Source organism: Flavonifractor sp. An4 (assembly GCF_002161755.1).
In the GTDB taxonomy this organism is placed as follows: domain Bacteria; phylum Bacillota; class Clostridia; order Oscillospirales; family Oscillospiraceae; genus Flavonifractor; species Flavonifractor avicola.
Genome location: NZ_NFIL01000008.1, coordinates 20,338 through 46,239, shown reverse-complemented (window position 1 = coordinate 46,239; position 25,902 = coordinate 20,338). Strand labels below are relative to the sequence as shown.

Sequence of the window (25,902 nt, the reverse complement as noted above, 5' to 3'; positions counted from 1 at the left end):
AAAAACTATGATATACTGAAAAAAACACTTGGGAGGCCTGTCTTATGCAATTTTATCTCAGCGCCGACATTGAGGGCACCTGCGGCATTGCCGATTGGAAAGAGACCGAGCGGGGCTCCGCTTCTGATTATGAACCCTTCCGCAAACAGATGACCGCCGAGGTGGCCGCCGCCTGTCAGGGCGCCCTGGCCGGTGGAGCGGAGGGTCTGCTGGTAAAGGACGCCCACGACTCTGCCCGCAATCTGGACGCCGCCGCCCTTCCCCGTCAGATCCGCATCTTCCGGGGCTGGACCGGCGATCCCCTGTGTATGATGGCCGGCCTGAACCGGGAAACGTTTGGCGGCGTACTTTTTACCGGCTATCATGCCTGGAGCTCCTGCGGCGGTAATCCATTATCCCATACCATGACCACCGACTGCGCTCAGGTGCTGCTCAATGGAACTCCGGCCAGCGAGTTTCTCATCAATGCCTATATTGCAGGTTACTTCGGCGTACCCGTCTGTTTTCTGTCCGGGGACAAGGACCTGTGCGACAGCGCCCGGCAGCTCATCCCCGCCATTGTCACCGTCCCGGTGAATGAGGGTGTGGGGGGCGGTGTACTTTCCATGCACCCCAGCGCCGCAGTGGAAGCCATTCGGAAAGGGGCGGAGGAGGCCGTGGGCCGGGCGGAGGACTGTACGGTGCCTATGCCGAAACACTTTGAGACTGCCGTTACCTTCCACGACCACAAACTGGCCTACCGCCGCAGCTTCTACCCCGGCGCTTGCCTGAAAGACAGCCGTACCGTCTCCTTTGCGGCAAAGGACTGGTACGAGATGCTGCGCTTTTATCACTTCGTACTGGCTTAAGGAGGACCGCCATGTCAGAACAGACCGACCTGCGCCTGGCAGTGCTGATCGACGCAGACAACGCGCCCCGCTCGGCCTTGGGCGACATCATGGCGGAGGTGGCGGTATACGGCACCCCCACCATCAAGCGAATCTACGGAGACTGGACCACCCCCAACCTGGCCTCCTGGAAGGGCCCTCTGCTGGAAAACGCCATCACACCCATCCAGCAGTACAGCTATACCACCGGCAAGAATGCCACCGACTCGGCTATGATCATCGATGCCATGGACATCCTCTACACCGGCCAGGTGGACGGCTTCGTGCTGGTGAGCAGCGACAGCGATTTCACCCGTCTGGCCGTCCGGCTGCGGGAGGCGGGCAAAAAGGTCTACGGTATGGGAGAGCGGAAAACCCCCAACCCCTTTATTGTGGCCTGCGATAAATTTGTTTACATTGAGGTCATCCGGGCGGCAGCGGAGCAGGCCAGGGCGGAGGAAGAAAAACCCAAGGCCCAGAAGCCCCAGAAAAAGAAGGAGGCTCCCGCACAGCCTCAGGAAGCGGAGCACAAGGTCCCCCAGGCGGTGGTCAAGCTCATTGCCGAGTCGGTGGACACCATTGCCGATGAGGACGGCTATGCCGCTCTGGGCGAGCTGGGCAATCTGCTGGTGAAAAAGCAGCCCGACTTCGACCCCCGGAACTTCGGTTTTTCCAAGCTGTCCAAGCTGGTCAAATCCCTCTCCCGCTTTGAGGTGGATGTGCGTCCCACCAGCCAGCCCAACGTGACCCACATCCTGGTACGGGATAAACAGAGCAAATAAAGAATGTCATCCATATTCTTCCACGGGAGGCTGCGAAATTCATAGCTTCCCGTGGCTTTTTTTGTGCATTTTTCAGAAAGACAGAAGCAGTCCCATAGGGTATAATATTCCGGACCCAATGCGCCGGGCAGTACGGATCTTTTTTCCGGATTCTGCGTCCGTTTTGTCTGACTCGTTGGTATATTTCCCGCATAGCAGGGTAAATTATGATCAAAACATCACTGTCACAGAGGCATTAAAGAAATGTCTTTGATTTTATGGCAGGTTATGTTATAATGTATACGTATTGGAGCGCTCTGCCGCAGGCAGGCGTTTGCAGATGCTTTATGGTGCCGGTCTGATCCGGCCTTGGATGCCGCCGGCGTGGGTGTGTTCCCCGGCGGAAGGAATAGAGGGTTGCATTTTGACAAAGTATGTGATTCACGGCGGGAAACCGCTTTTTGGAGAGATCGACATCAGCGGCGCAAAAAACGCCGCTGTTGCCATCATCCCCGCCGCCCTGTTGGTGGACGGGGTATGCCGCATTGAAAATCTGCCTCAGATCAGCGATGTGACGCTGCTGCTCAATATTTTGCAGGAACTGGGCGCCGACGTGCGTACGGTCAACCGTACCACCGTGGATGTGGACTGCTCCCACATCCGCAACGCCCGGGTACCTGAGGAACTGGCCCGCAAGATCCGGGCCTCCTACTACCTGATCGGCGCTCTGCTGGGCCGCTTTGGCTCCGCGGAGGTACCCCCGCCCGGCGGCTGTGATTTCGGCGGCCGGCCCATCGACCAGCACATCAAGGGTTTTGTGGCCATGGGGGCCAACGTGGACGTCCGGGGCGGCTATATCCATGCCAAGGCCTCCAATGGCCGGATGAACGGCACCCAGATCTATCTGGATATCGTCTCCGTGGGCGCCACCATGAATATCATGCTGGCCGCCGTGCTGGCCGCCGGCATGACCATCATTGAAAATGCCGCCAAGGAGCCCCACATTGTGGACCTGGCCAACTTCCTCAACTCCATGGGCGCCGAGATCATGGGCGCCGGCACCGACGTCATCAAGATCCGGGGCGTGGAGCGGCTGACCGGCGGCACCTACTCCATCATTCCCGATCAGATCGAGGCGGGCACCTATATGACCGCCGTGGCTGCCACCGGCGGCGAGGTGCTCATCAAGAACGTGATCCCCAAGCACCTGGAGTGCATCACCGCCAAGCTGCTGGAGATGGGCGTGGACGTGGAGGAGCAGGACGACGCCGTGCTGGTGCGCCGCACCGGCAAGCTGACCCGTACCAACGTCAAGACCCTGCCTTACCCCGGCTTCCCCACCGATATGCAGCCCCAGATCGCCGCTGTCCTCTGCCTGGCTGAGGGCACCAGCGTCATCACCGAGGGCGTGTGGGACAACCGGTTCCGTTATGTGGACGAGTTCCGCCGCATGGGTGCTCAGATCCAGGTGGACGGTAAGATTGCCGTCATTGAGGGCGTGGAGAAGTTTACCGGCGCCCGCATTCAGGCCTGTGACCTGCGGGCAGGCGCGGCCATGGTCATTGCCGGACTGGCCGCCCAGGGCACCACAGAGATCGGCCACATCCACCACATCGAGCGTGGCTATGAGGACATCGTCCGCAAGCTGTCCGGCGTGGGGGCCGACATCCGTGTGGTGGTCACCCCCGACGAGGACAAACAGGCCCAGGTTGGATAATCAACATAAATCTTATGCAGGCGGGGGAACTCCCCCGCCTGTTTTTTCTGGAAAGGAGCGATTTTGTGCTTCAACTGTGTACCCTGGCCAGCGGCTCCAGCGGCAACAGCCTGCTGGTCAGTGACGGCGCCACCCACATCCTGGTGGACGCCGGCATCTCCTGCCGCCGGATCACCACCGCCCTGAAGGGGCTGGGCGTCGACCCCGCCAGCCTGTCCGCCGTGCTCATCACCCATGAGCACACCGACCACATCTCCGGTCTCACCACCCTGACCAAGCAGCGGAAAGTGCCGGTGTACGCCAGCCGGGGCACCGGTCGGCAGCTGTGCTACCGCATCGCCTTTCTGGAAGAGGTACTTCACCCCTTCACGCCGGGGGAGTGCTTCTCCATCGGCTCCATCGACATTGAGACCTTCCCCACCCCTCACGACGCCGCCGAGAGCACCGGCTACGCCCTCTCCGCCGGCGGGCGGAAGGCGGCGGTGGTCACCGACCTGGGCCATGTAACAGAGGCGGTGAAGGCAGGCATCCGGGGCGCCAATCTGCTGGTAGCCGAGGCCAACCACGACGTGGAGTGGCTCCGCTCCGGCCCCTATCCCTACTTTCTCAAGGACCGCATCCTGGGCGACCGGGGCCACCTGTCCAACGAGGCTGGGGCTGCCCTGGTGTGCTCCGCTGTATCGGCAGGCACCTCCGCCGTGGTGCTGGCCCACCTGTCCCACGAGAACAACACCCCGGAGCGGGCCCGGCAGGTGGTGGGGGATTCCCTCACACGCATGGGAGCCGTTCCCGGCCAGGACGTACTGCTGGATGTGGCTCCCCGCAGTGAGCCGGGACGGAGGTACACTGTATGAAAGGAAGTTCCATCCATATCATCTGCGTGGGCAAGCTAAAGGAAAAGTTCTACATAGACGGGGCGGCGGAATACGTCAAGCGGCTGGGGGGCTACTGCAAGCTCCAGCTCACCGAACTGCCCGAGGAGCGGCTGCCGCAAAATCCCTCCCGGGCCCAGATCGACGCCGCGCTGGAAAAGGAAGCGGCAGCGGTGACCGCCAAGCTGCCCAAGGGCGGGGCGGTGGTGGCCCTGTGCGTGGAGGGCCAGCTTCTCTCCAGCGAGAAACTGGCCGCCCGTCTGGAGGGGTGGACGGGCCAGGGCAAAAACACCCTGACCTTCCTCATCGGCTCCTCCTACGGGATGCACCCCTCCCTGAAAGAAAAGGCCGATCTGCGACTGTCCATGTCCCCCATGACCTTCCCGCACCACCTGGCCCGGGTCATGCTGCTGGAGCAGATCTACCGCTGCTTCAAGATCGTGGAGGGCTCCGGGTACCACAAGTAAAGAGCAGGAAATTTTTTGCAGCTTACGGCGTAAACTCCCAAAAAACAGGGTAGATATACCGGTCAGTTTGTGCTATAATCACAAGCGCAGAGATGTGCTTTTGCTGAAATTGAGGTATTGGAGGTAATTCCCATGGCTTATCGTGATGTATATGAAAAGTGGCTGAACAGTCCCGCCCTCAGCGAGGCGGAGAAGGAGGAACTGCGTTCCATCTCCGGCGACGAGAAGGAGATCGAAAGCCGCTTTTTTGCTCCTCTGGAGTTTGGTACCGCCGGTCTGCGCGGCACTATGTGCGTGGGCCTGCATCAGATGAATATCCACGTCATCCGCCACGCCACCCAGGCTTTCGCCGAGGTCATCAAGGCTGAGGGCCCCGAGGCGGTGGAGCGGGGCGTAGCCGTGTGCTACGACTGCCGCAACAACTCCGAGACGTTCGCCCGTGAGACCGCCTGTGTCATGGCGGGCAACGGCATCAAGGTCCGCCTGTTTGACGCCATGCGTCCCACCCCCGAGGTGTCCTTTGCCGTCCGGGAGTACCACTGCATCGCCGGCGTCAACGTGACCGCCAGCCACAATCCCAAGGAGTACAACGGCTACAAGGTCTACTGGCAGGACGGCGCTCAGCTGCCCCCCCACCACGCCTCCGCCATTGCCGCCAAGATGGAGGAGCTGGATCTGTTCGACTCCATCCAGCGTATGGACTATGACAAGGCTATGAAGGCCGGCCTCATCACCCTGATGGGCGAGGAGACCGACGAGAAGTTCCTGGCCAACGTGATGGGTCAGGTCAACGACAAGGCCGCTGTGGAGAAGGTGGCCGACACCTTCAAGATGGTGTATACCCCCTTCCACGGCACCGGCTACAAGCTGATCCCCGAGGCTCTGAAGCGTCTGGGCATGAAGCACGTCATCTGTGTCCCTGAGCAAATGGTCATTGACGGCAACTTCCCCACCGTGGTCTCCCCCAACCCGGAGAATCCCGAGGGCTTCTACCTGGCTGTGGATCTGGCCAAGAAGGAAGGGGCCGACTTCATCCTGGGCTCCGACCCCGACGCCGACCGCGTGGGCATCATGGTGCGCAACGACCAGGGCGAGTACATCACCATCTCCGGCAACCAGACCGGCGTGCTCCTGCTGGACTACCTGATCGGCGCCAAGCAGCGCACCGGCAAGATGCCGGACAAGCCGGTGGCCCTCAAGACCATCGTCACCACCGAGATGGCCCGCAAGGTGGCCGAGACCAACGGTCTGGCCTGCTACGACACCTTCACCGGCTTCAAGTTCCTGGCCGAGAAGAAGGACAAGCTGGAGAACGCCGGCGAGGGCAAGGTGATCTTCGCCTACGAGGAGAGCTATGGCTATATGCTGGGCGACTACGTCCGGGACAAGGACGCCGTCACCGCCGCTCTGGCCCTCACCGAGATGGCCGCCTGGTACGCCGGTCAGGGCATGACCCTGTACGACGCCCTCCAGAAGTGCTATGAGAAGTACGGCTTCTACGGCGAAAAGACCCTGAACCTGGTGATGCCCGGTCTGGACGGGCTGAAGAAGATGGCTGACCTGATGGCCGGCCTGCGGGAGCACCCCCCGGTGGAGATCGCCGGCGTGGCGGTGACCCAGCAGAAGGACTACAAGGACGGCTCCGTGGTCACCGTGGCCGACGGCAGCAAGACCACCATGGAGCTCTCCGGCTCCAACGTGCTGCGCTACGAGATGGCCGACGGCACCAGCCTCATCGTCCGTCCCTCCGGCACCGAGCCCAAGGTCAAGGTGTATATCCTGGCCAACGGCGCCACCAAGGCGGAGGCCGATGAGAAGGTAGCCAAGTATGCCGCCTGGGCCGAGAGCCTGAAGGGCTGATTTGAAATGCAAAAAGCCGCCCCCGCTTCACGCGGGGGCGGCTTTTTTGATGGTTACTGCACCACTACCGCACGGACCTTGCCGCCGTTCTCCGGCGTGCGGTCGTAGTAGATGGTGATGTTGTCGGAGAAGGCCCGGGCCTGATTGAGGGCATCCATGGGGTCCTCCGCCGTAAACCACTGCTTGGTTGTCTTGTTGTAGCACACCACACTGTCCGAAATGGGCAGCACCATGTCGGTGGTGGTCACCGTCTTGGCCTTCATGTCAAAGGCGCTGCGGTGTACACCGCCCAGTTCCTTCAGGAACACATAACCGGCAATCTTGTTTTTATCCTGAAGGGTATTCAGAGAGGCGACCACACCGCCTATCGCGTTGCGGGGCACTTCCACTCCGCCCACCAGTTCCAGCTTGGTCTCTCCATTCTTGTCCGAGGTGGTCACAATTACAGTGGAGTTCACAATCTCTCCCATGCTGGAGGGGGTAGTCATGGTACCCTTGCTCATGAAGCCATAGGTGTACAGATCTCCGGTTACATCGTCCAGCACCAGCACATTGTACCGGCCGGCATAGTCCTTGCCGGCATACAGGATCTTGGAGGCTGGCACGCTGACGGCGGTGATCTGGCTGTACTTGACAGGCTGGAGCTTACTGCTGCCCACCTTCTCGTATACCGCCACGTTGTCAGCTAGGGCCACGCCGCCCAGAGTACGGGCAGCCACATCCAGCTTGCCGGTAACCCCGCTGGAGGAGCCGCCGGTGAGGCGGGTCAGGGTGATCTGGCCCAGCTTATAAGAAGAGACGGTGACCAGTTCACCCATCATCTTCTCTGCACTGTCCCCCCGGTAGGAGGTTTTGCCTTCCACCTTGCCCAGAACGCTGTCCAGCAGCTGTACCACAGCCGTTCCATCCTCGGCAATGCTCTTCACATAGCCCACTGCGTTGCCCTTGGCAGCAGCGGTAGTAACCGCACCGGCCACCTTTCCGTCACTGGTGAGCAGCAGAGTCAGAGTATCGCCAATCTTGAAGTTGCGCAGATCCTCTACCGCACAGGGCAGCACTGGCAGTTCCTTCCCCATGGCCCAGATCTTGGCCGGAGTATCGGTATTGGGGTAGACGTTCTCATACATACCGGTGAGCCGCAGGTCCGAGATGTTCATGACCTTAGCGCCGCTGTCATAGGTGGCCACGTCATACTGACGGATGTCATTGACGGTGGCGGGCATCCCGTTCTTGTAGATCTGGTAATTGCCCTCCCCCTTGGTCAGGGCAGTAAAGGGATTTCCGGAGGGTACGCTCCGAGCCACCATAGCGGTGTCAGAGGCGGAGGCGGAGCGCAGGAACAGATAGTCCACCTTGCCTTCCGCCGTGTAGTAGAAGGTAACGGGGGTGCCCGGCTTCAGATCCTGCCACAGCTCCTCATACACCTTCTTCTCGCCGTCCTGATAGATGGTGGTCTGAGGCGGCAGCTCCAGGGTCTCGCCGCCGGTGAGGCGCGCTTCGTTGTAGGCCCACTCAGCCACATTGACCGCCCGGCTGGTGATGTTCTCCTTGGGCTGGAAGGCCAGCAGCTTGTCGTTCTTGTCCAGAACCACGTCGCCCTGCATTCCTTCCAGGTTCTCGTCCAGCCCTGCCCGGTCTGTCTTGTAGGTGCCGGTGGTGGTCTTGACCGCAGTGTTGGAGCCGGCCAGGGTGGCGTTCACATCCAGCAGGATGCCGCCGTCCTCCACCTTGCAGCCCAGGCCGGTGAGGTAGAGGCTGTCGCTGCCCTTGGTCTTGGCAAAGAGCAGGTTGTAGAACAGAATGGCGGCCTGGCCACGGGAGATGGTGGATGCTCCGGTCAGGTTCAGTTTATCCAGCAGTCCAGCGGAGCCGGCCAGTCCCATATAGCCGTCGTACCAGTTGAGGCCGCCAGCTACGTCGCCGTCGCCGTAGCCCAGCACCCGCATGAGGATGGTGACCGCCTCGCCGCAGGTGATGACCCGGTCGGGCTGGAATGTGCCGTCTCCCACGCCCATGATCAGCCGGGTACCCGCCGTGGCGCTCTCTCCGTCACCACCGGAGGAACCGCCCACAGTGATGGAGGCAGCCAAATTGATGTATCCTCTGGCCCAGTGGGTGGAGCTGACGTCGGTAAAGATGGTGCGGCTGCGCTGGGCGGGCTCCTCGTCGCCCCGTCCCATGATCTCCACCGTCATCTTGCAGAATTCGCTCCGGGTCAGGGTGCCCTGGGGCCGGAAAGCGCCGCCGCCGGTGCCATTCACCACGCCCAGCAGACGCAGCATTTCGGCGGCATTGGCCTGGTCGGGATCGGTGATGTCGGTAAAGGCTGAATTGCCTGCCGCGGAGGCGGAGGGCACCACCAGCATACTCACCAGCAGCGCCACCGCCAGCAGGGCGGAAAGCCAAGTTCTCTTTTTCATGATCTCACTCCTTTAGTCTGCCCGCAGGGCCTCCACCGGCTGGAGGCCGGAGGCCTTGATGGCAGGATAGAGGCCAAAGGCCACGCCCAGGGCAACGGAGATAAAGAAGGCGCCCACCGTTATCCCGGCGTTGGGTATCAATATGGTATGGAAGGATATTTTCCCCACGATCAATGTGCCGATATAACCCACGATGATGCCAAAGATGCCGCCGATGCCGCAGATCATACAGGCCTCAATGAGGAACTGGGCAATGATGCTCTTGCGTTCAGCGCCAATGGCCTTGCGGATGCCGATCTCCCGGGTACGCTCGGTGACGGTGACCAGCATGATGTTCATGATACCGATACCGCCTACCGCCAGAGAAATGGCGGCGATACCGCCCAGGAAGCGCTGCTGCATCTGATCCTGCTCCTTACCCTCCTCCTGCATCTGGTTGGGGGTGGTGACGCTGTAATAACCGCTGTTGGGGTCGATGAGGCCCTGAAGGAAGCCCTTGAGCAGCGTGATGGCCCGGGTGGTGGACTCGGAGTCCTTGGCTTTGGCCACAAAGGTATCCATGCTGGTCCGGCTGTTCAGCACCCGGTTCATGGAGTAGGGCAGCACGATGTAGCGGTCCATACCGGTCATGTTGTTGGGGTCTTTTTCCTGATAGACTCCAATGACCTCAAAGGGGATGTTGTTGATGGTGATGGTCTGGCCCACCGGATTCATGTAGTTGAAGAGGGCGTCCGCCATCTTGGAGCCCAGCACACACACCTGGTTGTAGTTCTTCACATCCAGGTAGGCAATGTCTCTGCCCTTGGCCAATGTAAAGTTGTTGCACAGGGAGAACTGCTGGTTGCCCATCACCACTTGGGGAGATTCCTCCCAGGGGGTATTGTAGTTGTCCAGGGTCTTGGCGCCGTACTTGATGACGGTCTGATTGTACATCTGCACCACCGGGGTGACGCCCAGTACATACTCGTCCAGCTCCATACAGTAGTCGTACAGCTCATCGGATACCTTCTCGCTGTTCCAGCTGCTGGCCTGGATGTTGATGATGTTGGTGCCCAGGCTCTCATAGAACGCCCGCATCTGCTGGTTCTGGCCCTGGGCATAGGACACCAGGATAATGACGGCGGCCAGGCCGATGATGACGCCCAGCATGGTAAGGACGGAGCGGGCCTTCTTGGCCGCAATGGATTTGACCGCGATCTTGAACGCCTGGGTCAGATTCATGCGAAGGCCCCCTCTCTGTCCCCGTCATAAATGATGTGTCCGTCGGAAATCCGCACCACCCGCTGGGCGGTGGAAGCGATGCCGTTGTCGTGGGTGATGAGGATGATGGTGGAGCCCTCCTCATGGAGCCCGTGGAGGATCTCCAGCACGTGCTTGCCGGTGCGGGAGTCCAGGGCGCCGGTGGGCTCGTCGGCCATGATGATGGGAGGCTGGGTGGCAATGGCCCGTGCAATGGCCACCCGCTGCTGCTGACCGCCCGACATCTCGGTGGGCTTGTGCTCCGCCCGGTCGGCCAGCCCCACCCGCTCCAGAGCGGCTTCCACCCGGTCCCAACGCTTGGAGGCGGGCACCCCCTGATAGATCAGGGGGAGTTCCACGTTCTCCCAGGCGTTGAGGGCGGGAATCAGGTTGAATCCCTGAAAGATAAAGCCGATCTGCTTGTTGCGGATGTGGGCCAGCTGCTTGTCGGTCAGCTCGGTCACGTCCACCCCGTCCAGATGGTAGTCCCCGTAGGTGGGGATATCCAGACAGCCCAGAATGTTCATCAGGGTGGACTTGCCGGAGCCGGACTGGCCGATGATGGCCACGAACTCTCCCCGATCCACCGTGAGGCTCACCCCGTCCAGGGCCCGGACCTCGCTCTCCTCCCCTTCATGGTAGATCTTGAAGAGGTTTTTTACATCGATCAGCATATCAGCCACCCCAACTGTCGGCGCTCTGGGTGGCGTAGCCGATAAAGACCTCGTCCCCCTCGTTGAGGCCCCGCTTGACCTCCGCCCGGCTGGTGTCGTTGATGCCGATCTCCACCGGCACGGCCCAGAAGCCCTCGGGACACTCCCAGGCGGGATCGGGCTCCAGGATGGCGTTGGCGGGGGCCTCCTTGGACTTCACAAAGACGATGGTGCCGGTTTCCTCATCGGAGGAACCGCCGCCCATACCGCTACTGGCGCCGCCGCCCGCGGAGATACCCGGACCGGGCATGACGACCACACCCAGCTTACGGGCGGAGACACCGCTGTTGGAATACCGCTGCGGCACTGCCACCGCGCCGCCGCTGACAGACATATTGCCGTCTATGATCATGCCGCCGTCGTCGATAATCACATTTCCGCCGTCAACGGTCCCGCCGTCGTCGGGCAGGATCTCACCGTCAATCACGCTGCCGTCATCAGGCAGGTCACTACCGCCCATTTCGCCGTCCATACCATCCTCTCCGCCGTTCTCGGCAGGGGGAGCATCCATATTGTCGGGCAGCGTCACATTGTTGAAGCTGACGTACTTCACAGCGGCCACAGGCACGGTGAGGCAGTTGTCCGACTGGCTGGCCACGAAGGAATAGCTGACGTAAGTACCGGGGATCATGGAGCCGTCAAAGTTGTCCACCGCGACCACCGCCGGGATGGAGGCCACGCCGTTTTCTCCGGAGGCGGTGAGGGAGACGCTCTGCACCACGCCCATGTAGGGGGTGCCATACTGGTCCAGATCCACCATCATGCCCACCTTGACGTACTGGGCATTGCGCTCGTCCACGCTGATCTCCACCGTCATCTGGGAGGTATCGGCAATGCTGATGCCCTGGCCGCTCTGTACCTCCTCACCCTCCATGAGGCTGCAGGACAGAACCGTACCGGCGATGGGGGCCACGCCGTTATACTTGCTCAGCTCGTCATTGGCCTCCTTCAGCTTCTCCTGGGCAGCCTTCAGGGCCTCTTCCTTGGCGCTGATCTCCTCGTCGGAATCCTTGGCGCCCAGCTGGACCAGTACCTGGCCCGCCTTCACGTCGGCGTAATTGAGCAGTCCAAAGCTCTCCACCGGACCGGAGGCCTTGGCCTTCACCACGGTAGTCTCATAGAACTCCAGCTTGCCGTTCTGATAGGGATAGATGGGGGTGCCGTCGGCGGCGGTGAGGGAGGCGGAGGCCTCCATCCCCTCGGTGAGGGTGCCGGGGTTGTCCAGCACAAAGACCACCTCAAAGTGGGTGGCACCCTCAGGAGAGACAAAGCGGACCTTGTTGATCTTCTCCACCGTACCGGTGCGGCTGCCCATAATGGAGGGGATGGTGATCTGGGCAGTCTGCCCCACCTTGATGCTGTCCTCATAGGCATAGCTGTAATAGAGGGAGATGCGTAGCTTGGTGTCGTTGACGATGGTGGCGATGGTGTCGCCCTCGTTCACCGTATCTCCCGCCTTCAGGTTGGCCACCTCCCGCAGGTTGCCGGCATGAGGGGCCTTGATGGTCAGCTCCCCGATCTTCTCGTAGACCGCCTGGAGCTGCTTCTGGCAGTCGTCCACAGTCTCCTGGGCGGCCTTGACGGCCTCCCGGGCCGCGGTGTCGTCCATGCGGTAGAGGGGCTGGCCCTCGGTGACCTGGTCACCCTCCTTCACATAGAGCTCCAGGATGGTACCGGTGCCCGGTGTAACAGTGGCCGATTTGTTGGCCTTGGCCATGCCGCTGCCTTCCACCTTCACCTGGATGGACCCCAGCTGAACGGTGTCGGTCATGGCTTCACCCAGTCCAGTCTGATCCTCCCGGAACACAAAGTACCACAGAGCAAAGACAATTCCGGCAATCACCGCCGCGGTAATGAGCAGGCCCACGATCAGCTTGACCTTACTGCGGCGCTTTTTCTTTCTGGGGCCGGAAGGCGCCCCAGCCGGCGGCGTTTGGCCCGGAGCGGGCCGCTCGAGCACAGGCGTCTGTTGATCCGTCATATTGAACTCCTCCTTGTGTACTTGCTTGTTCACTGCCATTCTAGCATACCGGGTAAGGTAAGCAATGACAAAGCAATGACAAATTCTTAACAAATCCTTAAGTTTCCCAGTTGACTTCAGGTTGGACATCTGCCAGCACCAGTGTATGCCCTTCCGCAGGAAATCTCCGCCGAAAACCGCCGCTCCTTTCTTTGGTATACGTTTCCTTTTCACAGACGTTTTCCGTCTGAAAAGGTTCCATCTTGGAAGAAAAGCAGGCGGCGGAAGGTAATCCTTCCGCCGCCTGCTTTCATTTAAAGTTCAATCAGATAGCGCTCATACCCGTTGATCACTCTGGTCTTGCCGTAGCGCTGTTCCCGCTGGATGCTCCGGCCGTAATTCAGGTGGGTGTGTCCATGGAGATGGAGGGCGGGCTGATACTTGTCCAGCATCCGGTTAAAGGCCCGGAAGCCGGTATGGGCCAGGTCGGCGCAGGGCACCATGTCCTTGCCCGGCGCATGGGTCAGCAGAATATCAAACCCCTTTTTAAAATACAGCTTTGGGGCCAACCGTATGGCCCGCAGATTCATCTCCCTGTCGGTGTACTGGTGGGGGCCCTTCTTATAGCGCATGGAGCCCCCCAGGCCTACGATACGCAGTCCCTGGTACTCATAGTACTGCCCGTCGATACAGGTGCAACCCAGAGGCGGGTCCTTTTCATAGTGCCCGTCGTGGTTCCCATGGACATAGAGCACCGGGCAGTGGGCAAAGGTAGCCAAAAAGGACAGGTAATGGGATTTCAGGTCCCCGCAGGAGAGGATCAGATCCACCCCCTCCAGCTTATCCGGTGTATAGTAGTCCCACAGGGCGGGGGACTCATAGTCGGCTACAGCCAGAATCTTCACTTCAGCCCAGCCTCCTCAAAGCCCTGAACCCGCATCCACGCCCTGGCCCGGTCGGTCAGCTCCTCCGGCCTGGGGATGGACCCCTCCACATAGGTGGACAGCCAGTTCATGGACAGAATCTGCTGGGCGGGCAGGGGTCCGTCGTCGCCGTACACCACATGGCCCTGCTGGTTCATCAGCACCCCGTAGAAGGGGTCCAGCCGTTCGGCCCGGATGGCGTCCCGCAGCACGCCGGCCAGACGCCGGGTGCCGGCGGGCAGGCGGCGGGAACAGAGCACATCCACGATTTTCTGGTTCAGGCCCCACCAGTAGCTGATAGCGCTGCTGCCCCGGCTCTCCTTTTTCCAGCTGCCGTCCAGCACCCGCCGCACCAGGCTCTGATAAAATCTTCCCCAGTCGCAGTGGATCATGGCCAGATTATGCAGCTCTCTCGACCGGGGCCCGGCGTTAGCGGCCAGCCGGTCCAGGTAGTCGATATACACGATGCCCTTGGCCCGGAGGCTGTCAATGCCCCCGCCCTCCTTCAGGCTGTTCCAGGACAGCAGCACCCGGGCATTGGCGTTGACCATTCTGGCCCCCTGGGCAAATGCGTTGATGCTGGCAATGGTGCCGAAGGTGGGGTAGTCGGCCACATAGCCGATCCATCCGCTGCGGGACAGGGTGCCGGCAATGGCGCCCTTGATAAACTTGGCCTCATACATCCGGGGATAGTAGGTCCGCACCGAGGGATAGGAGTTGTTGAGGGAGCAGTTGAAAAATTTCACCTCCGGATGGCGCACGGCCTGCTTCACGCTGGGCAGCAGCAGAGAGGGATCGGTAGTAAAGATCAAGTCCGCCCCCTTGGCCATCGCATCGTTGATGGCCGCCTCCGCCGCCTGCTCAGTGACGGCATTTTCATAGGAGAGGGTATAGAGCTGGTCATTCATGGTATCCTCCAGCAGGTAGCGGCCGCACTCATGCTCATAGACCCAGCGGGAGGTATCGCTGCTGCCGGCGTGGATGAAGGCGGCGCACAAACGCTCGCCGATAGGATGGAAGGGGAACAGGGGCTTTTTCACCGTGTCCTCCAGCATAAGGGTCACCCCGGCGTTTTCCAGCCGGTTGCGTACCTCCTGCCGGATCATGGGCAGTTCCCGGGCGATCTGGGTGGACAGCTTGCCCTGGGAAGCCTGATAGCCAAACAGCTTCACATATACCAGGAAAGCCAGGGAGATGTACTGCTGATCGGCATTCTCCCGCAGACAGGCATCCCGGAACATATAGTAAAAGGAGCGGAAATCGTGGATCTCCTCCGCGCTCCACGCTTCCCGGCTGGGCCGTCCCATGGCCTCCATCAGCTCCCGGTACTCTCCCGGTCGCCGGAACACCAGGAAATTCAGCCCTGTCATCTGGTAGAAGTTGAGGAACTCGTAGTAGGCGGTCACCTCCGGGTCGTCGGAGGGCCGGGGCAAAAGCCGGGTGACCACCGCCGGAATGGTGATGGCCCCAAAGTATTTCAGCACGCTCACCCGCTTGTGGCCTTCCACCACATAGAAGCGGTTGAGGTATTCCACCGCTTTGATGGGGTCCCGGATTCCTTCATTCAGGTGGGCCTGACAGAGGGACGCCCACTTGCCTGCAAACTCGCTGTCAGCCTCCAGGGCGGGATAAAAGCCGGGGGAAAAGCTGTTGCGCCGCAGCTTGTTGCAGGTACCCACGATGAGCTCGCTGGGCACCTCCACCACGCCCAGGCTCTCCCGCCGCATGGCAAGTTCCTCCGGATCGCCGGGCAGCACCTGCAGGCCGGTTTCCTCCCCCCGGGCTGCCGCCGCCTTGATCTCCTTTTGTCCCAGGCGGAGCGCATTGTGGTATTCCTCCAATACGGGCATATCCGCCGTCCCCCTTTCCAGTTGGATCTTTCTTCTCTCCCAACAAACTACCACGACCGAAACAAAAATACAATCCCTTTCTCCTTCCGGCTTCTGGTTTTTGGTGGTAATAACATACAAAAAAGGAGCGCTCCGGTTGAAGAATGGCCCAAGCCGTGCTATAGTATTACCTGTTGGGCAGACCCTGGGCGGTCTGCCGTTCACCCATCCGCCCCAATCTATCCGCACCGGCCCTGCCGGTGCGTACCATAAAGGAGATTTTCCTCATGAACGAACGCAATACTCACAAGGGCACTGTTCCCTGTCATACCTGGCGCATGACCCGTGCCCAGGAAGAGGACCTGTACTACAAGCGCCCCGCGGTTCCCGGCCGCCGTCCCGCCATCGTGATGCCCGAGTCCCTGTTGGTTTCCAAGGCTCCCGCAGAGCCTGCTGCCGCTCCCGTACCCCAGGCCGCCCCTGTGGCGGCGGAGCCCGTGCCCAGCATCTTTGACCTGCGCATGGAGCAGTATGGCGACGAGCTGGCCCGGCTGTACCGGGAGCAGTTCCACGGCGACCTGGCCGCCTGGGACCGTCTGACCACTCTGCTGCGCCAGAGCTGGGAGAACCGCCGGGAGGAGCTGCGGGCTCAGGACCAGCGCCGGACCGCCGACGCCGGCTGGTACTGCCGCCGGGATCTGCTGGCCATGGCCGTGGACGCCGCCGGCTTTGCCGGTTCCCTGGCCGGGGTGGCAGACCGCCTGCCCTACCTGAAGGAGTGCGGCGTCAACTTCCTGCGTCTCAACGGTAACGGCAGCCAGGAGGAGCTGGCCGCTCTGGCCGACGCCTGCCGGGCCCAGGAGATCCTGCTGGCCCTGCCTCTGAAGGCCGACGCTCCCCAGGACGCCGCCGCCTTCCACGCCTGGATCGAGCAGCTGCTCTGCCTGGCCGGTCTGGGTGCAGACGCCATCCGCCTGGGTGACCTGTCCCGCCTCCCCCACAGCGTGCTGCGAATGGCCCGCCTCATCTGCCAGCTGGTGTGCCCCGGCGTGCTGCTGATGGGCAAGGCCCCCGCCCACGACGAGGCCCCCTACTTTGGCAGTGAGGACAAGCCCGAGTGCCATCTGCTCTGCCGGAACAACGGCGCCCTGCTGTGGAACACTCTGGCCACCGGTGACGTGTCCCTCCTCCGCCACGAGGTGGAGGGTTCCCTGTCCTCCGCCGGTCTGTTCCTCAACCGGCTCCACGGGGATAGCGGTCTGGACTGGGCCCTGGACTACAACTGGCTGAAAGAGCACTGCGGCACCGACGAGAATGCCCATCGCCAGTACCTCAACGACTGGGCCACCGGCAAGTTCCCCGGCAGCAACAGTCGGGGCGAGCTGTGCCGTGAGGGCAAGGTGTGCGGCACCACCGCCTCCCTGTGCGGCGTGGAAGCCGCCGACTATGAGCAGGACAGCGTCAAGCTGGAGCAGGCCGTGGCCTGCGACCTGCTGCTCCACGCCTTCCTGCTCACCCAGAGCGGTATGCCCCTGCTGACCTGCGGCGACGAGGTGGGCCAGCTCAACGACTACAGCTACCACGAGGACGCCGCCCGGGCCGATGACGCCCGCAACCTCCAGCACGGCCCCTTCCAGTGGGAGCTGGCCGCTATGCGTGACAATCAGGAGACCCGCCAGGGCAAGCAGTTCCAGGGTCTGCGCCGCCTAGAGCAGCTGCGCGGGGCGGAGCCCGCTTTTGACGCCCGGGCCAATGTGTGGACCTTCGACACCGGCAATCCCCATGTGCTGGGTCTGGGCCGCTGGTATGAGGGCCGCAAGCTGGTGGCACTGTTTAACTTCAGCGGCGACTTCGTCACCGCCGGTGCCCCCGAGGGCGGCGCCTTTGATGAGCTGATCTACGGCGGTCACTACGACGAGATCGGCCATGTGGAGCTCTATCCCTACGGCTTTGTCTGGCTGCTCCAGCAGGAAGCCTAAAAAACATACAAAACGGACCGGGAACTGAGTTCCCGGTCCGTTTTTTCTTTGGTCACCGTTCCGGCAGCGTCCGGACAGCCTTCTCCAACAGCTCCAGCAGCAGGGGCATCTGTTCCCGCTCGGGCAGCATCAGCCGCACCGCCCGGCAGTCCAGGCCCACATAGCTCTCGCAGCTAACTGTGAGCAGCCCCTCCCCTATCAGGTGGCGCTGCAAATGGAAGGTGGGGTCCTCTGTCTCCACATAGAGCATGAGGATGGGGGTACTCTCGCAGGTGACCGCCGCCCGGAGATTGCGTCCATACCGCTTGTTGTACCTCTCTATAGCTGCCAGCAGTTCCCTCTTGCTCACAATCACCGGCTGAATGCCAAAGGGTTCCTCCGGCCGCTCGAACTTGGTCTCCAGCGCGGTCTGGGCCAGCACCCGGGCAATGCCGTTGCTGTTGAAGGGCAGCACCAGCTTCTCCAGCTGAGGCAGCAGACCGCTCTGGGTGGAGCTGACCCCGTAGCCCAGCCGCACCCCGGCCATACCCCACCCCTTGGAGAAGCTGCGGGTCACAATCAGGTTGGGATGGCTGGGGATCAGGTTGATGGCGCTGGCGGAAAAGGGCAGGTACTCGGCATAGGCCTCGTCCACCACCAGCAGCTTTCCCCACTCCTCCGCCCGCCGGGCGATGCGGGCGATGTCCTCCAGACTGACCGGCAGGCCGGTGGGGTTGATGGGATTCTCCACGATGAACAATCCATACTCCGCCGACATCTTGGCCAGATAGTCGTCCACATGGAAGCGGTAGCCGTCGGAGCGGTCCAGATAGCAACACTCGTACACCGAGCCGGTGCAATTCACATGGTCCACATAGGCTGTGAACTGTGGGGCGTGGCCCAGCACTTTCTTGCCTCTGGTGAGGCACAGCAGATTCAGATTGCACAGGATGTCGTAGGAACCGTTGCCCAGGATGATGTGGTCGGCAGTGAGCCACCCCTCCCCCACCCCGTTGCCCCGGTACCAGTTGGCCAGAGCCTCCTTCAGGGTGCCGCCGTGGGGATAGTATTTGATCTCGGCAAAGTTGCCGCCGTGGGCCTCCGTCCGCTGCTCAAAGGCGTGGAGGCGCTGGAAGATACAGTTGCCCAGCAGATCGGCGTTGACCCCCAGGGAGCAATCCAGCTTGATATCCCCCTCCGGCAGGCTGCCTGCATAGTCCTTTGAAACGTAATCCCGCACATAGGGATTGATCTCCAGATGAAACATCCCGCTCCCCCCTGTTACAGCTTTTTCCTGTCTGTGCTTTCAGGATAACACCGATTCTTTTCAAAGGCAAGGTCCATCCTGACAGCGTCTTTGAGGATGACCCGCTGTTTCCACCCCGGTCCAGTGCTTCTGATACACTATGCAGCTGGCAGATTGTTTTCCCCGCTTAATGGGCCTAGAATGGGACTGCATAAACCCAGTCTTAACGGAGGTGTCTATGATGAAAAAACGCTTGCTATCCCTTGTGCTCACCCTGTCTCTTTCGCTCTCCTTGTGCCTCACACCTGCACTGGCAACCGCCGGACTCTCCAACTTTACCAAGAGCAAGCCCTATACCCCCGGACAGTTTACAGATGTGGCCTCCTCCACCTGGTACACCTCTGCCGTCCAGGCCGCCTATGAATACGGCCTGATGCAGGGCTCCAGCGACACCACCTTCAATGTAAGCGGCAAGCTGACCATCGGCGAGACCATCGCCATCGCCGCCCGGCTCCACGCCACCTATCAGGGAAACGGACACACCTTCTCCACCAGCGAGCCCTGGTATCAGACCTATGTGGACTACGCCCTGACAAACGGCATCTGCCAGGCCTACCCCGACTATACCGCCGTCATCAGCCGGGCCTCCTTCGCCATGATCCTGACCAATGCCCTTCCGCCCGAGGCGCTGACCGCCATCAATACGGTGGAGGAAAACGGTATTCCCGATGTGCCCAGCGACGCCAACTACCATGACGCCGTCTATCTGCTCTACCGGGCCGGCGTCCTCTCCGGTACCGATTCCACCGGCACCTTTGCCCCCTTCAACCAGATCACCCGGGGTGAGGTAGCCGTCATTCTGTCCAGCATGGTGGACCCCTCCCTGCGTAAGTCCTTCACCCTGAAGGCGGTGGTGAAACCCACCTCTCTCACCCTCAGCGCCCCCAATTTCGTGGTGGACGCCGGCGCCAAGCAGAGCCTGAAGGCCACTGTAGCCCCTGCCAACACCACGCTGCCGGTGACCTGGTCCTCCTCCAACACCAACGTGGCCACCGTGGCCTCTGACGGCACCGTCACCGGCGTCACTCCCGGCACCGCCACCATCACCGCCAAGTGCGGCTCCCTCACCGCCACCTCTGTGGTCACCGTGCAGAAGGTTCCCCCCATCGGCAAACCCACAGGCTTCTACTTCACCCGCAACAGCGTCAACGGCATCACCCTCTCCTTTGACGGGAAAAACAACTCCGGCAAGACCATCAATTACTACACCGTCCATGTGACCTTCCTGGACCCCATCGGCAACCCCGCCTACGATGAGATCACCCACAAGGCTACCGCCTCGGTCCGCTACGTGGGACCCGTTTCCCCCGGCAGAAGCATCCTTGTTTACAAGCTGATGGGCTATGTGCCCGCCTGCGACGCCATCCGGATCGATACCATTGATCTGGAATATGCCGACGGGACAAAGGAGACCATCGTTTATAACCAGACGACCCATCGGGAGGAACATTTCTGATTCTGCCGCCCGGGTTGCAAAACAGGCATGAAAGGAGCCGCCCGTTGGGCGGCTCCTTTCATGCCTGTATCGTTGGACTTCTCAGCTGCTGGGACAGATATGACAGGGGCGCGCTGCTGACGCAGCGCGCCCCTGTCGGCATGGATCGTTACTTCTTCAGGTTCTGGGCAAAATTCATGAAGATCTGCGCCACTTCCGCCCGGGTGGCGGTGCCGGTGGGATCCAGCACGCTGCCGCCCTTGCCGGACAGCAGCTTGGAGCCTACCGCCCACTCCATAGCCTGGGCAGCCCAGGAGGAGGTCTTGGCGCCGTCGGTGAAAGCAGTCAGGTCGCCCTTGGCGGATACGTCATACTCCTTGTACTCGGCGTAGCGGTACAGGATGGTGGCCAGCTGCTCACGGCTCACAATGTCGTTGGGAGCAAACACGGTGTCGCTGTAGCCCTTGACGATGCCCTTGGAGGCGGCCCAGTTCACAGCGTCGGTGTACCACACGCCCTGTTCCACGTCGGTGAAGGACAGGGTGGCCTCAGCCTTGGGCTGGCCCTCCAGCCGCCACAGCATGGTGACCACCATGGCCCGGTTGGTGGTCATGAGGGGAGCAAAGGTGGTGGTGGAGGTACCGTTCATCAGTTCCTTGTCATAGACGTACTTCACAGCCTCGTAGAACCAGTCGTTGGACTTCACATCGGTGAAGGGCAGATCCGTGCCCACAGAGCCGTCGTCCTTGGCGAAGGAGGCCTTTACGGTGACGGCAGAGGCAGGCATGGTGAAGGTGTACTTGCCGTCGCCCTTGTCGGTGAGCTTGAGCTCATTGCCGTTCTTGTCGGTGACGGTGAGCTTGTCCAGCTTACAGCCCTCGTCAGGCTTCACAGTCAGGGTGATGGTGAGGCCCTTGGAGGCGCGGGTACGGCTGGCGGTCACGGTACCGTCGTCCGCCTTCTCCACGGTGATGGCGTAGGAGGTGGAGGGCGTGCTGCCAGAGTCCTCGATGGCCTGCATGGCATCCTCCAGAGCGGCAGTGGCCGCAGTCACCTCTTCCATAGTGGCCAGAGGGCTGCCGCTGAGGGCACGGGCATAGACCACAGCCTGGAACAGGTCGCCTTCCAGACCAGTGCTGGTAAAGCCCAGGCCCTTCTGGGCCACGATTTCCTCCGCCTTGGCCAGCAGGTCGTTCAGAGCGGTCTTGTCCACAGCTTCATAAACCAGGAATTCCTGTACTTTGTAGACCGTACCGTTATTGCTGGCAATCCCCTGCAGCTTGACATAGCGGGCGGAGACAGGAGTCTCCAGTGTGATGGTCTCTCTGGCCTCCCGATTGTCGGCGACCTGAGCCGCCACATCCCAGTTCTCTCCATCCATGGAGGTGAGGATCTGGAAGTCCTTGCCCACGCCGTTGGAGCGCCACTGGATCTCCACCTGGGAGATGGTGCGGGCCTGGCCCAGATCCACCGTCAGAGCGCTGTCGGCGTGGTCGCCCTGCCAGTAGGAATAGATCTCAGAGGAGTTGTCATCGCTGGTGGTAAATGCCTCGCCGTCGATGGCCTTCATGGCAATGCTGGTGCGCTGTTGGCCGTCGTCGTAGCTATCCCCGGAAGCATAGGAATTGCTGCCGGCAGCGGTGTTCTGCGCCACGTTGACCAGTCCGTCATCGGCGTTGCCGGCCACTTCGGCGGCGGAGAGCGCCTTGTTATAAACCTTCAGGTTGGCCATCTGGCCGTGGAAGTCCTGTCCGATCTTCTCCAGCGGCAGCAGCACGGAGGAGTACATGGTGGAGATCGCGCCGGGAGCCAGACCGTCCTGGTCCGCTTTCTGAGACAGGAAGGTGACCAGCTGACCATTCACATAGAGCCGGGTGGCCTGGAAGGTGCCGACGATGGTCACCTTGACCGGGGTGCCGTCAGTGGGAACCTTGTAGTTGAAGTCGCGGGTAAAGTAGTTGACATCGGCGCTCATCTTGCCGTCATGCCCCGCCACCTGGATGCGGCCGTCATAGCCGGAGAAGAGAGAGGACTCCTTGGTGTTCGCAGTGCCGTCCTCCCCGGTAAGCTTCAGGTCAAAGGACACGGTATAGGGATAGGACATGGTCTTGAGAGGCGTTGTCAGCAGGGTATTGCCGTCAAAGGCCAGCCAGCCATCCGTGACGGAACCGCCGGTCAGGGCGGCGTCATAGCCGTTGCCGCTGGCGTCGTAGACGGTCTTACCGTCTCCGGACACATTGGCAAAATCATAATCCAGCACCAGGGAGCTCTTGCTGTCGATCTCCATGGCGATCTGGGTACCGGGGCCCTCCGCCAGCCGGCTTGCCCGCAGCTCATACTCGGTAAAGGTATCATCCTCATCCGTGCCGTTCCAGGTCTTTTCGCTGACGATGGCAATGGCCCGCAGAACACGCTGGTGCACATCCCGCTCGGTCATGCCCTCCTGGCTCTGGTCGCCCCAGATCACGGCCTTGGCGCCGATCAGGTTGGGCTCGCCCAGCAGGGGATCTCCGCCGCCGAACATGGTGGGATTCCAGTCATAGAACAGGTACTCCGCGTTGGGCACATCCCGGAAACGGCGGCCCGGATTGCCGTACAGGAAGGCGTCCCGGGCGTTGATGACCTGGAACCCCTCCGCGGTACGCTTGGCGGCATTGTCGTAGCCAGGGTACCAGATGTCCAGCTGATAGTCCTTGGCCAGTTCAGCAGGCGTCTTGTCCAGCACTTCGCCGGCGGTGGAGAAGCTGCCGGTCCCGGCGCCCCACATCCGGATTTTGGTATCCGCACCCAGGTTTTTCTGGATCACCTGGCGCATATTGTCGGCAAACTGTGCAAAGGCGTTATAAGTCTTTTTATTATGTACCCAGTACTCGTCGGCGCCGATATGGACCACAGGTCCGTAAACGGCGGGCTCTTCACCCCGGGTATACTCGTCCCACAGGGTGGAGGCAAACTTGAAGGCCCGGATCTTGTTTTCGCCGATCAGATCCAGCAGCTCCTGATAACCGGAGTTGCCGGTGGCAGTGGACGCCAGCATGGTGCCGCCTTTCAGCCAGTCGATACCATCCGGATTTTCCTTAGCGTACTTGTTGTAGAGCAGGGAGTGGCCGGGCATATCCAGCTCGGTCATGACGTACATACCCATGTCCTGACACATGGCCTCCAGTTCCCGCCACTGCTCCTTGGTGTAGGTGGGGTTGCCCTGATAATCCTTGTTGTTGTTGTAGTAGTCAGCGTTGACCAGATCCGCCGGAATACCGGCGTGCTTGGTCTCGGACTTCAGGCTGGGGAAGGTTTCGCTCTCCAGACGGTGGAAGCCGGAATGGGTATCAAAGGTAGCGCCGTTGATGTTGGAGTTGTCGTTATCGCTGATGTGAAGATGATACTCGCTCATCTTGTACCACAGCATGATCTTGGCGTAGTCCTGCAGCTGCTGATAGCGGTAGGGAGTACGGGCCACATCCAGCATCAGGCCCCGGACCTCATAGGCGGGATAATCCCGCATGATGCCCTTGGGAATGGCGCTGTGGGTCTCGTCCTGCCACAGGATCTGCTCGGCGGTGATGGTGCCGTACAGGCAGCCGGTGTAGGTGGGGGCATAGATATGCAGGCCCTCCTCATTGGTCACCATCAGGTAGCCTTCCTTGCCCAGATCATAGGCGTTGGGATCGGTCAGAGACTCCAGATAAATGTCGTTGGGTCCGGTGGGCGCGGTCCCGGTCACCACCTCCAGGGTAATGCCGCAGATCTCTTCCACATCCGCCTTCATGTTGGCAGCAGCCTTTTCCAGGCCCACGCCGGCGGCGTCATTGAGCACGATTTTGGAGTCGGCGGTCAGGGTAAAGTTCCCCTCGTAGCCGTACCACTCCTGTACGGTGGGAATGACCTCCGGCCTATCATTGGGCTTGGCTACCGTGGGGAACCAGGCGGCAGGATAGCTGTTACTGTGGCTGGGGACGGTCACCGTCACGTTCTTTTCCGCGTAGTTTTCCTCATTGCCGTCCTCGCTGAGGCGAAGCAGCAGAGTGACATCCCGGGGACCGATGTTCCACTGACTGATCACGCCGTCGTTGCTTACCACATTCTCCAGCTCGCTGCCCCGGACGATCAGGGAAGTGCCCTTCTCGGTCTCCGGAAGGGTGATGGTTTTGTCTGCTTTGCCAGGGTCGGACACCGTAACGCCGGACAGGATCTCTTCCACATCCAGCGGCGGATGGCGGGTGGGATTGGTGCCCAGCACCTCGATCTCCGCGATATTCACGTTATGTCCGCCGGGGGCCTGGGCATTGGTCTTGGTGATGTACATCCGCAGATAGCGACCCACCGGATCTGCGTCCAGGTCCGGATTGGTCGTTGTGGTAATGGTGTCCCGGTTGGCCGCGGTATCAGCAATATTCTGGTTCGGACCATTGGTCACAAAGGCGTTGGCGGAAGGCCGGTCCACGGTGGCCACTGTTTCCCAGGAGTCTTCCACCTCCGGGGTATCGGTGGTCTGGATCTCATAGTCCATGGCCCACACTTTGGCTTTGTAGGAAATACGGATTTCCTCCAGAGTAGACCCCGTGGCTCCAAGGTCGATCCGGATCCACTGATGGGTCTGCTCCGCATCGTCCTCGGAATTGTCACCAATAGTGAAGTTCTTCAGATCACCTGAATTCCACTTGCTGTCCATGCTGCCGTCCACCACATTGGCCGGAGAGGTGCCCTCGACGGAAGTGGAGGCTTCCGTGGGCTGGCCCAGCGCCAGATTCCAGGCATCCTCGCCCGGCTCCGGCTGAGGCTCGTCGGACGCTTTGTAGATGGAGATCTCCCGCAGGCACACATTGTTGCCCGGCGCGGCGGCGTTGGTCTTTTCCACATAGAAGCGCACATAGCGCTCCACCGCTGCGTCCTGCCCCAGGGCAGGCGAGGTGGTTTTGGTAATGGTATCGGTATTGGCGGCGGTCGCAGGCGTCACATTGTTGGTTTCGTCCGCAATGTCCTGCTCCTCGCCGTTTTTGACCGCGCCGTTAAAGGGCGCGCGCTCCACCCGGACCAGCGTGGCCCAGTCATCGCTGACGCCGTTGTCCGAGGAGGTCTGGATCTCATAGACCATGGGCCAGACCTTCATATTGTACCAGAGCTTGATGGCCTCAATGGCCACGGGCTCGGTCACATCCTTGCCCAGATCCACCGTCAGCCATTGGGGCTTCTGAGTCGTATCAGCGGTTGTTGACCCATCTTTCATGGGGCCGGAGGCCCACTGCTGGGTTTGATCGGTAATGCCGTCCACTGCATAACGCGCGGTGGGGTTATCTGGATTTTCTTCAGAAGAGACTGTGACCGCACAGCTTTCCGTCACCAGGTCCTCCAGATTGTCCGGCAGCTGAGGTCCTGCGGCCCATACCGGAAGGGGCCCTGCCAGACTGATCACCATGGATGCACTGAGCAACAGGCTGAGTGCTTTCTGCATGATCCTCATAAATATCATCCCTTTCTTCTGCTATTTTCAGTCAGGATCCTTTGGAGTTAAAAAATGTGGGGCTATTCTCTCTATAGCGCCCCTTCAGCGCCTCCTCTCCCGGCACAAAGCTTTA

Annotated in this window: 16 protein-coding genes; 8 read left to right on the top strand and 8 right to left on the bottom strand. The window is 60.9% G+C overall.

What is annotated here, in order from left to right; genetic code table 11:
- Positions 1 to 44: 44 nt before the first annotated feature.
- From B5F94_RS05395 to B5F94_RS05370, 6 genes are all read left to right on the top strand, one after another.
- Positions 45 to 848 (top strand): M55 family metallopeptidase, encoded by an 804-nt coding sequence (locus B5F94_RS05395; RefSeq protein ID WP_087328544.1) that lies wholly within the window; start codon positions 45 to 47, stop codon positions 846 to 848.
- A gap of 11 nt (positions 849 to 859) precedes the next feature.
- Positions 860 to 1,648: an NYN domain-containing protein gene (locus B5F94_RS05390; protein WP_087328542.1), complete on the top strand. Its 789-nt coding sequence runs from the start codon at positions 860 to 862 to the stop codon at positions 1,646 to 1,648.
- A 403-nt stretch (positions 1,649 to 2,051) separates the two neighbouring features.
- A complete protein-coding gene (locus B5F94_RS05385) occupies positions 2,052 to 3,344 on the top strand; it encodes a UDP-N-acetylglucosamine 1-carboxyvinyltransferase (protein WP_087328539.1) in 1,293 nt (430 codons plus the stop codon).
- Between the two features lie 65 nt (positions 3,345 to 3,409).
- On the top strand, positions 3,410 to 4,198 hold the full coding sequence (locus B5F94_RS05380; RefSeq protein WP_087328623.1) for an MBL fold metallo-hydrolase: 789 nt from the start codon (positions 3,410 to 3,412) through the stop codon (positions 4,196 to 4,198).
- The gene (rlmH, locus tag B5F94_RS05375; protein ID WP_087328536.1) at positions 4,195 to 4,683 is read left to right on the top strand and encodes a 23S rRNA (pseudouridine(1915)-N(3))-methyltransferase RlmH; all 489 of its coding nucleotides are present in this window, start codon (positions 4,195 to 4,197) and stop codon (positions 4,681 to 4,683) included. The genes B5F94_RS05380 and rlmH overlap by 4 nt, the downstream gene beginning before the upstream one ends.
- A 132-nt stretch (positions 4,684 to 4,815) precedes the next feature.
- A complete protein-coding gene (locus B5F94_RS05370) occupies positions 4,816 to 6,543 on the top strand; it encodes a phospho-sugar mutase (protein WP_087328534.1) in 1,728 nt (575 codons plus the stop codon).
- Positions 6,544 to 6,596: 53 nt separating this feature from the next.
- Here B5F94_RS05370 and B5F94_RS05365 read toward each other — a convergent pair whose 3' ends face one another.
- The 6 genes from B5F94_RS05365 to B5F94_RS05340 form a co-directional block, all read right to left on the bottom strand.
- Positions 6,597 to 8,963 (bottom strand): S-layer homology domain-containing protein, encoded by a 2,367-nt coding sequence (locus B5F94_RS05365; RefSeq protein WP_087328531.1) that lies wholly within the window; start codon positions 8,961 to 8,963, stop codon positions 6,597 to 6,599.
- A 12-nt stretch (positions 8,964 to 8,975) separates the two neighbouring features.
- The gene (locus tag B5F94_RS05360) at positions 8,976 to 10,184 is read right to left on the bottom strand and encodes an ABC transporter permease (protein WP_087328526.1); all 1,209 of its coding nucleotides are present in this window, start codon (positions 10,182 to 10,184) and stop codon (positions 8,976 to 8,978) included.
- Entirely contained in the window at positions 10,181 to 10,876 is a 696-nt protein-coding gene (locus B5F94_RS05355; RefSeq protein ID WP_087328522.1) for an ABC transporter ATP-binding protein, read from the bottom strand. The genes B5F94_RS05360 and B5F94_RS05355 overlap by 4 nt, the downstream gene beginning before the upstream one ends.
- A gap of 1 nt (position 10,877) precedes the next feature.
- Positions 10,878 to 12,896, bottom strand: a complete 2,019-nt coding sequence (locus tag B5F94_RS05350; RefSeq protein WP_087269677.1) for an efflux RND transporter periplasmic adaptor subunit — start codon at positions 12,894 to 12,896, stop codon at positions 10,878 to 10,880.
- 293 nt (positions 12,897 to 13,189) lie between these two features.
- Complete coding sequence (locus tag B5F94_RS05345) at positions 13,190 to 13,780, bottom strand: metallophosphoesterase family protein (protein ID WP_087328519.1); 591 nt, start codon at positions 13,778 to 13,780, stop codon at positions 13,190 to 13,192.
- Positions 13,777 to 15,648: a BMP family ABC transporter substrate-binding protein gene (locus B5F94_RS05340; protein WP_087328516.1), complete on the bottom strand. Its 1,872-nt coding sequence runs from the start codon at positions 15,646 to 15,648 to the stop codon at positions 13,777 to 13,779. The genes B5F94_RS05345 and B5F94_RS05340 overlap by 4 nt, the downstream gene beginning before the upstream one ends.
- A gap of 266 nt (positions 15,649 to 15,914) precedes the next feature.
- On the opposite strand from B5F94_RS05340, the gene B5F94_RS05335 reads away from it, so the two are divergent.
- Complete coding sequence (locus tag B5F94_RS05335) at positions 15,915 to 17,606, top strand: hypothetical protein (protein WP_087328513.1); 1,692 nt, start codon at positions 15,915 to 15,917, stop codon at positions 17,604 to 17,606.
- Positions 17,607 to 17,658: 52 nt separating this feature from the next.
- Here the strand turns inward: B5F94_RS05335 and B5F94_RS05330 are convergent, their stop codons facing one another.
- The gene (locus B5F94_RS05330; protein WP_087328511.1) at positions 17,659 to 18,852 is read right to left on the bottom strand and encodes an aminotransferase class I/II-fold pyridoxal phosphate-dependent enzyme; all 1,194 of its coding nucleotides are present in this window, start codon (positions 18,850 to 18,852) and stop codon (positions 17,659 to 17,661) included.
- 217 nt (positions 18,853 to 19,069) lie between these two features.
- Between B5F94_RS05330 and B5F94_RS05325 the strand changes: the two genes are divergently transcribed.
- Positions 19,070 to 20,347 carry an S-layer homology domain-containing protein gene (locus B5F94_RS05325; protein WP_158100258.1) on the top strand — a complete coding sequence of 426 codons (1,278 nt, stop codon included), beginning with the start codon at positions 19,070 to 19,072 and terminating at the stop codon, positions 20,345 to 20,347.
- 148 nt (positions 20,348 to 20,495) lie between these two features.
- On the opposite strand, the gene B5F94_RS05320 is transcribed toward B5F94_RS05325, so the two are convergent.
- Positions 20,496 to 25,787 (bottom strand): S-layer homology domain-containing protein, encoded by a 5,292-nt coding sequence (locus B5F94_RS05320; protein WP_158100257.1) that lies wholly within the window; start codon positions 25,785 to 25,787, stop codon positions 20,496 to 20,498.
- Positions 25,788 to 25,902 lie beyond the last annotated feature (115 nt).

What these genes read in the sequence shown, in the direction of transcription:
- B5F94_RS05335 (WP_087328513.1), top strand. Translation starts at nt 15,915, where the DNA reads ATGAACGAACGCAATACTCACAAGGGCACTGTTCCCTGTCATACCTGG.
- B5F94_RS05365 (WP_087328531.1), bottom strand. Translation starts at nt 8,963, where the DNA reads ATGAAAAAGAGAACTTGGCTTTCCGCCCTGCTGGCGGTGGCGCTGCTG.
- B5F94_RS05350 (WP_087269677.1), bottom strand. Translation starts at nt 12,896, where the DNA reads ATGACGGATCAACAGACGCCTGTGCTCGAGCGGCCCGCTCCGGGCCAA.
- B5F94_RS05390 (WP_087328542.1), top strand. Translation starts at nt 860, where the DNA reads ATGTCAGAACAGACCGACCTGCGCCTGGCAGTGCTGATCGACGCAGAC.
- B5F94_RS05325 (WP_158100258.1), top strand. Translation starts at nt 19,070, where the DNA reads ATGATGAAAAAACGCTTGCTATCCCTTGTGCTCACCCTGTCTCTTTCG.
- B5F94_RS05395 (WP_087328544.1), top strand. Translation starts at nt 45, where the DNA reads ATGCAATTTTATCTCAGCGCCGACATTGAGGGCACCTGCGGCATTGCC.
- rlmH (WP_087328536.1), top strand. Translation starts at nt 4,195, where the DNA reads ATGAAAGGAAGTTCCATCCATATCATCTGCGTGGGCAAGCTAAAGGAA.
- B5F94_RS05360 (WP_087328526.1), bottom strand. Translation starts at nt 10,184, where the DNA reads ATGAATCTGACCCAGGCGTTCAAGATCGCGGTCAAATCCATTGCGGCC.
- B5F94_RS05355 (WP_087328522.1), bottom strand. Translation starts at nt 10,876, where the DNA reads ATGCTGATCGATGTAAAAAACCTCTTCAAGATCTACCATGAAGGGGAG.
- B5F94_RS05330 (WP_087328511.1), bottom strand. Translation starts at nt 18,852, where the DNA reads ATGTTTCATCTGGAGATCAATCCCTATGTGCGGGATTACGTTTCAAAG.
- B5F94_RS05370 (WP_087328534.1), top strand. Translation starts at nt 4,816, where the DNA reads ATGGCTTATCGTGATGTATATGAAAAGTGGCTGAACAGTCCCGCCCTC.
- B5F94_RS05320 (WP_158100257.1), bottom strand. Translation starts at nt 25,787, where the DNA reads ATGAGGATCATGCAGAAAGCACTCAGCCTGTTGCTCAGTGCATCCATG.
- B5F94_RS05340 (WP_087328516.1), bottom strand. Translation starts at nt 15,648, where the DNA reads ATGCCCGTATTGGAGGAATACCACAATGCGCTCCGCCTGGGACAAAAG.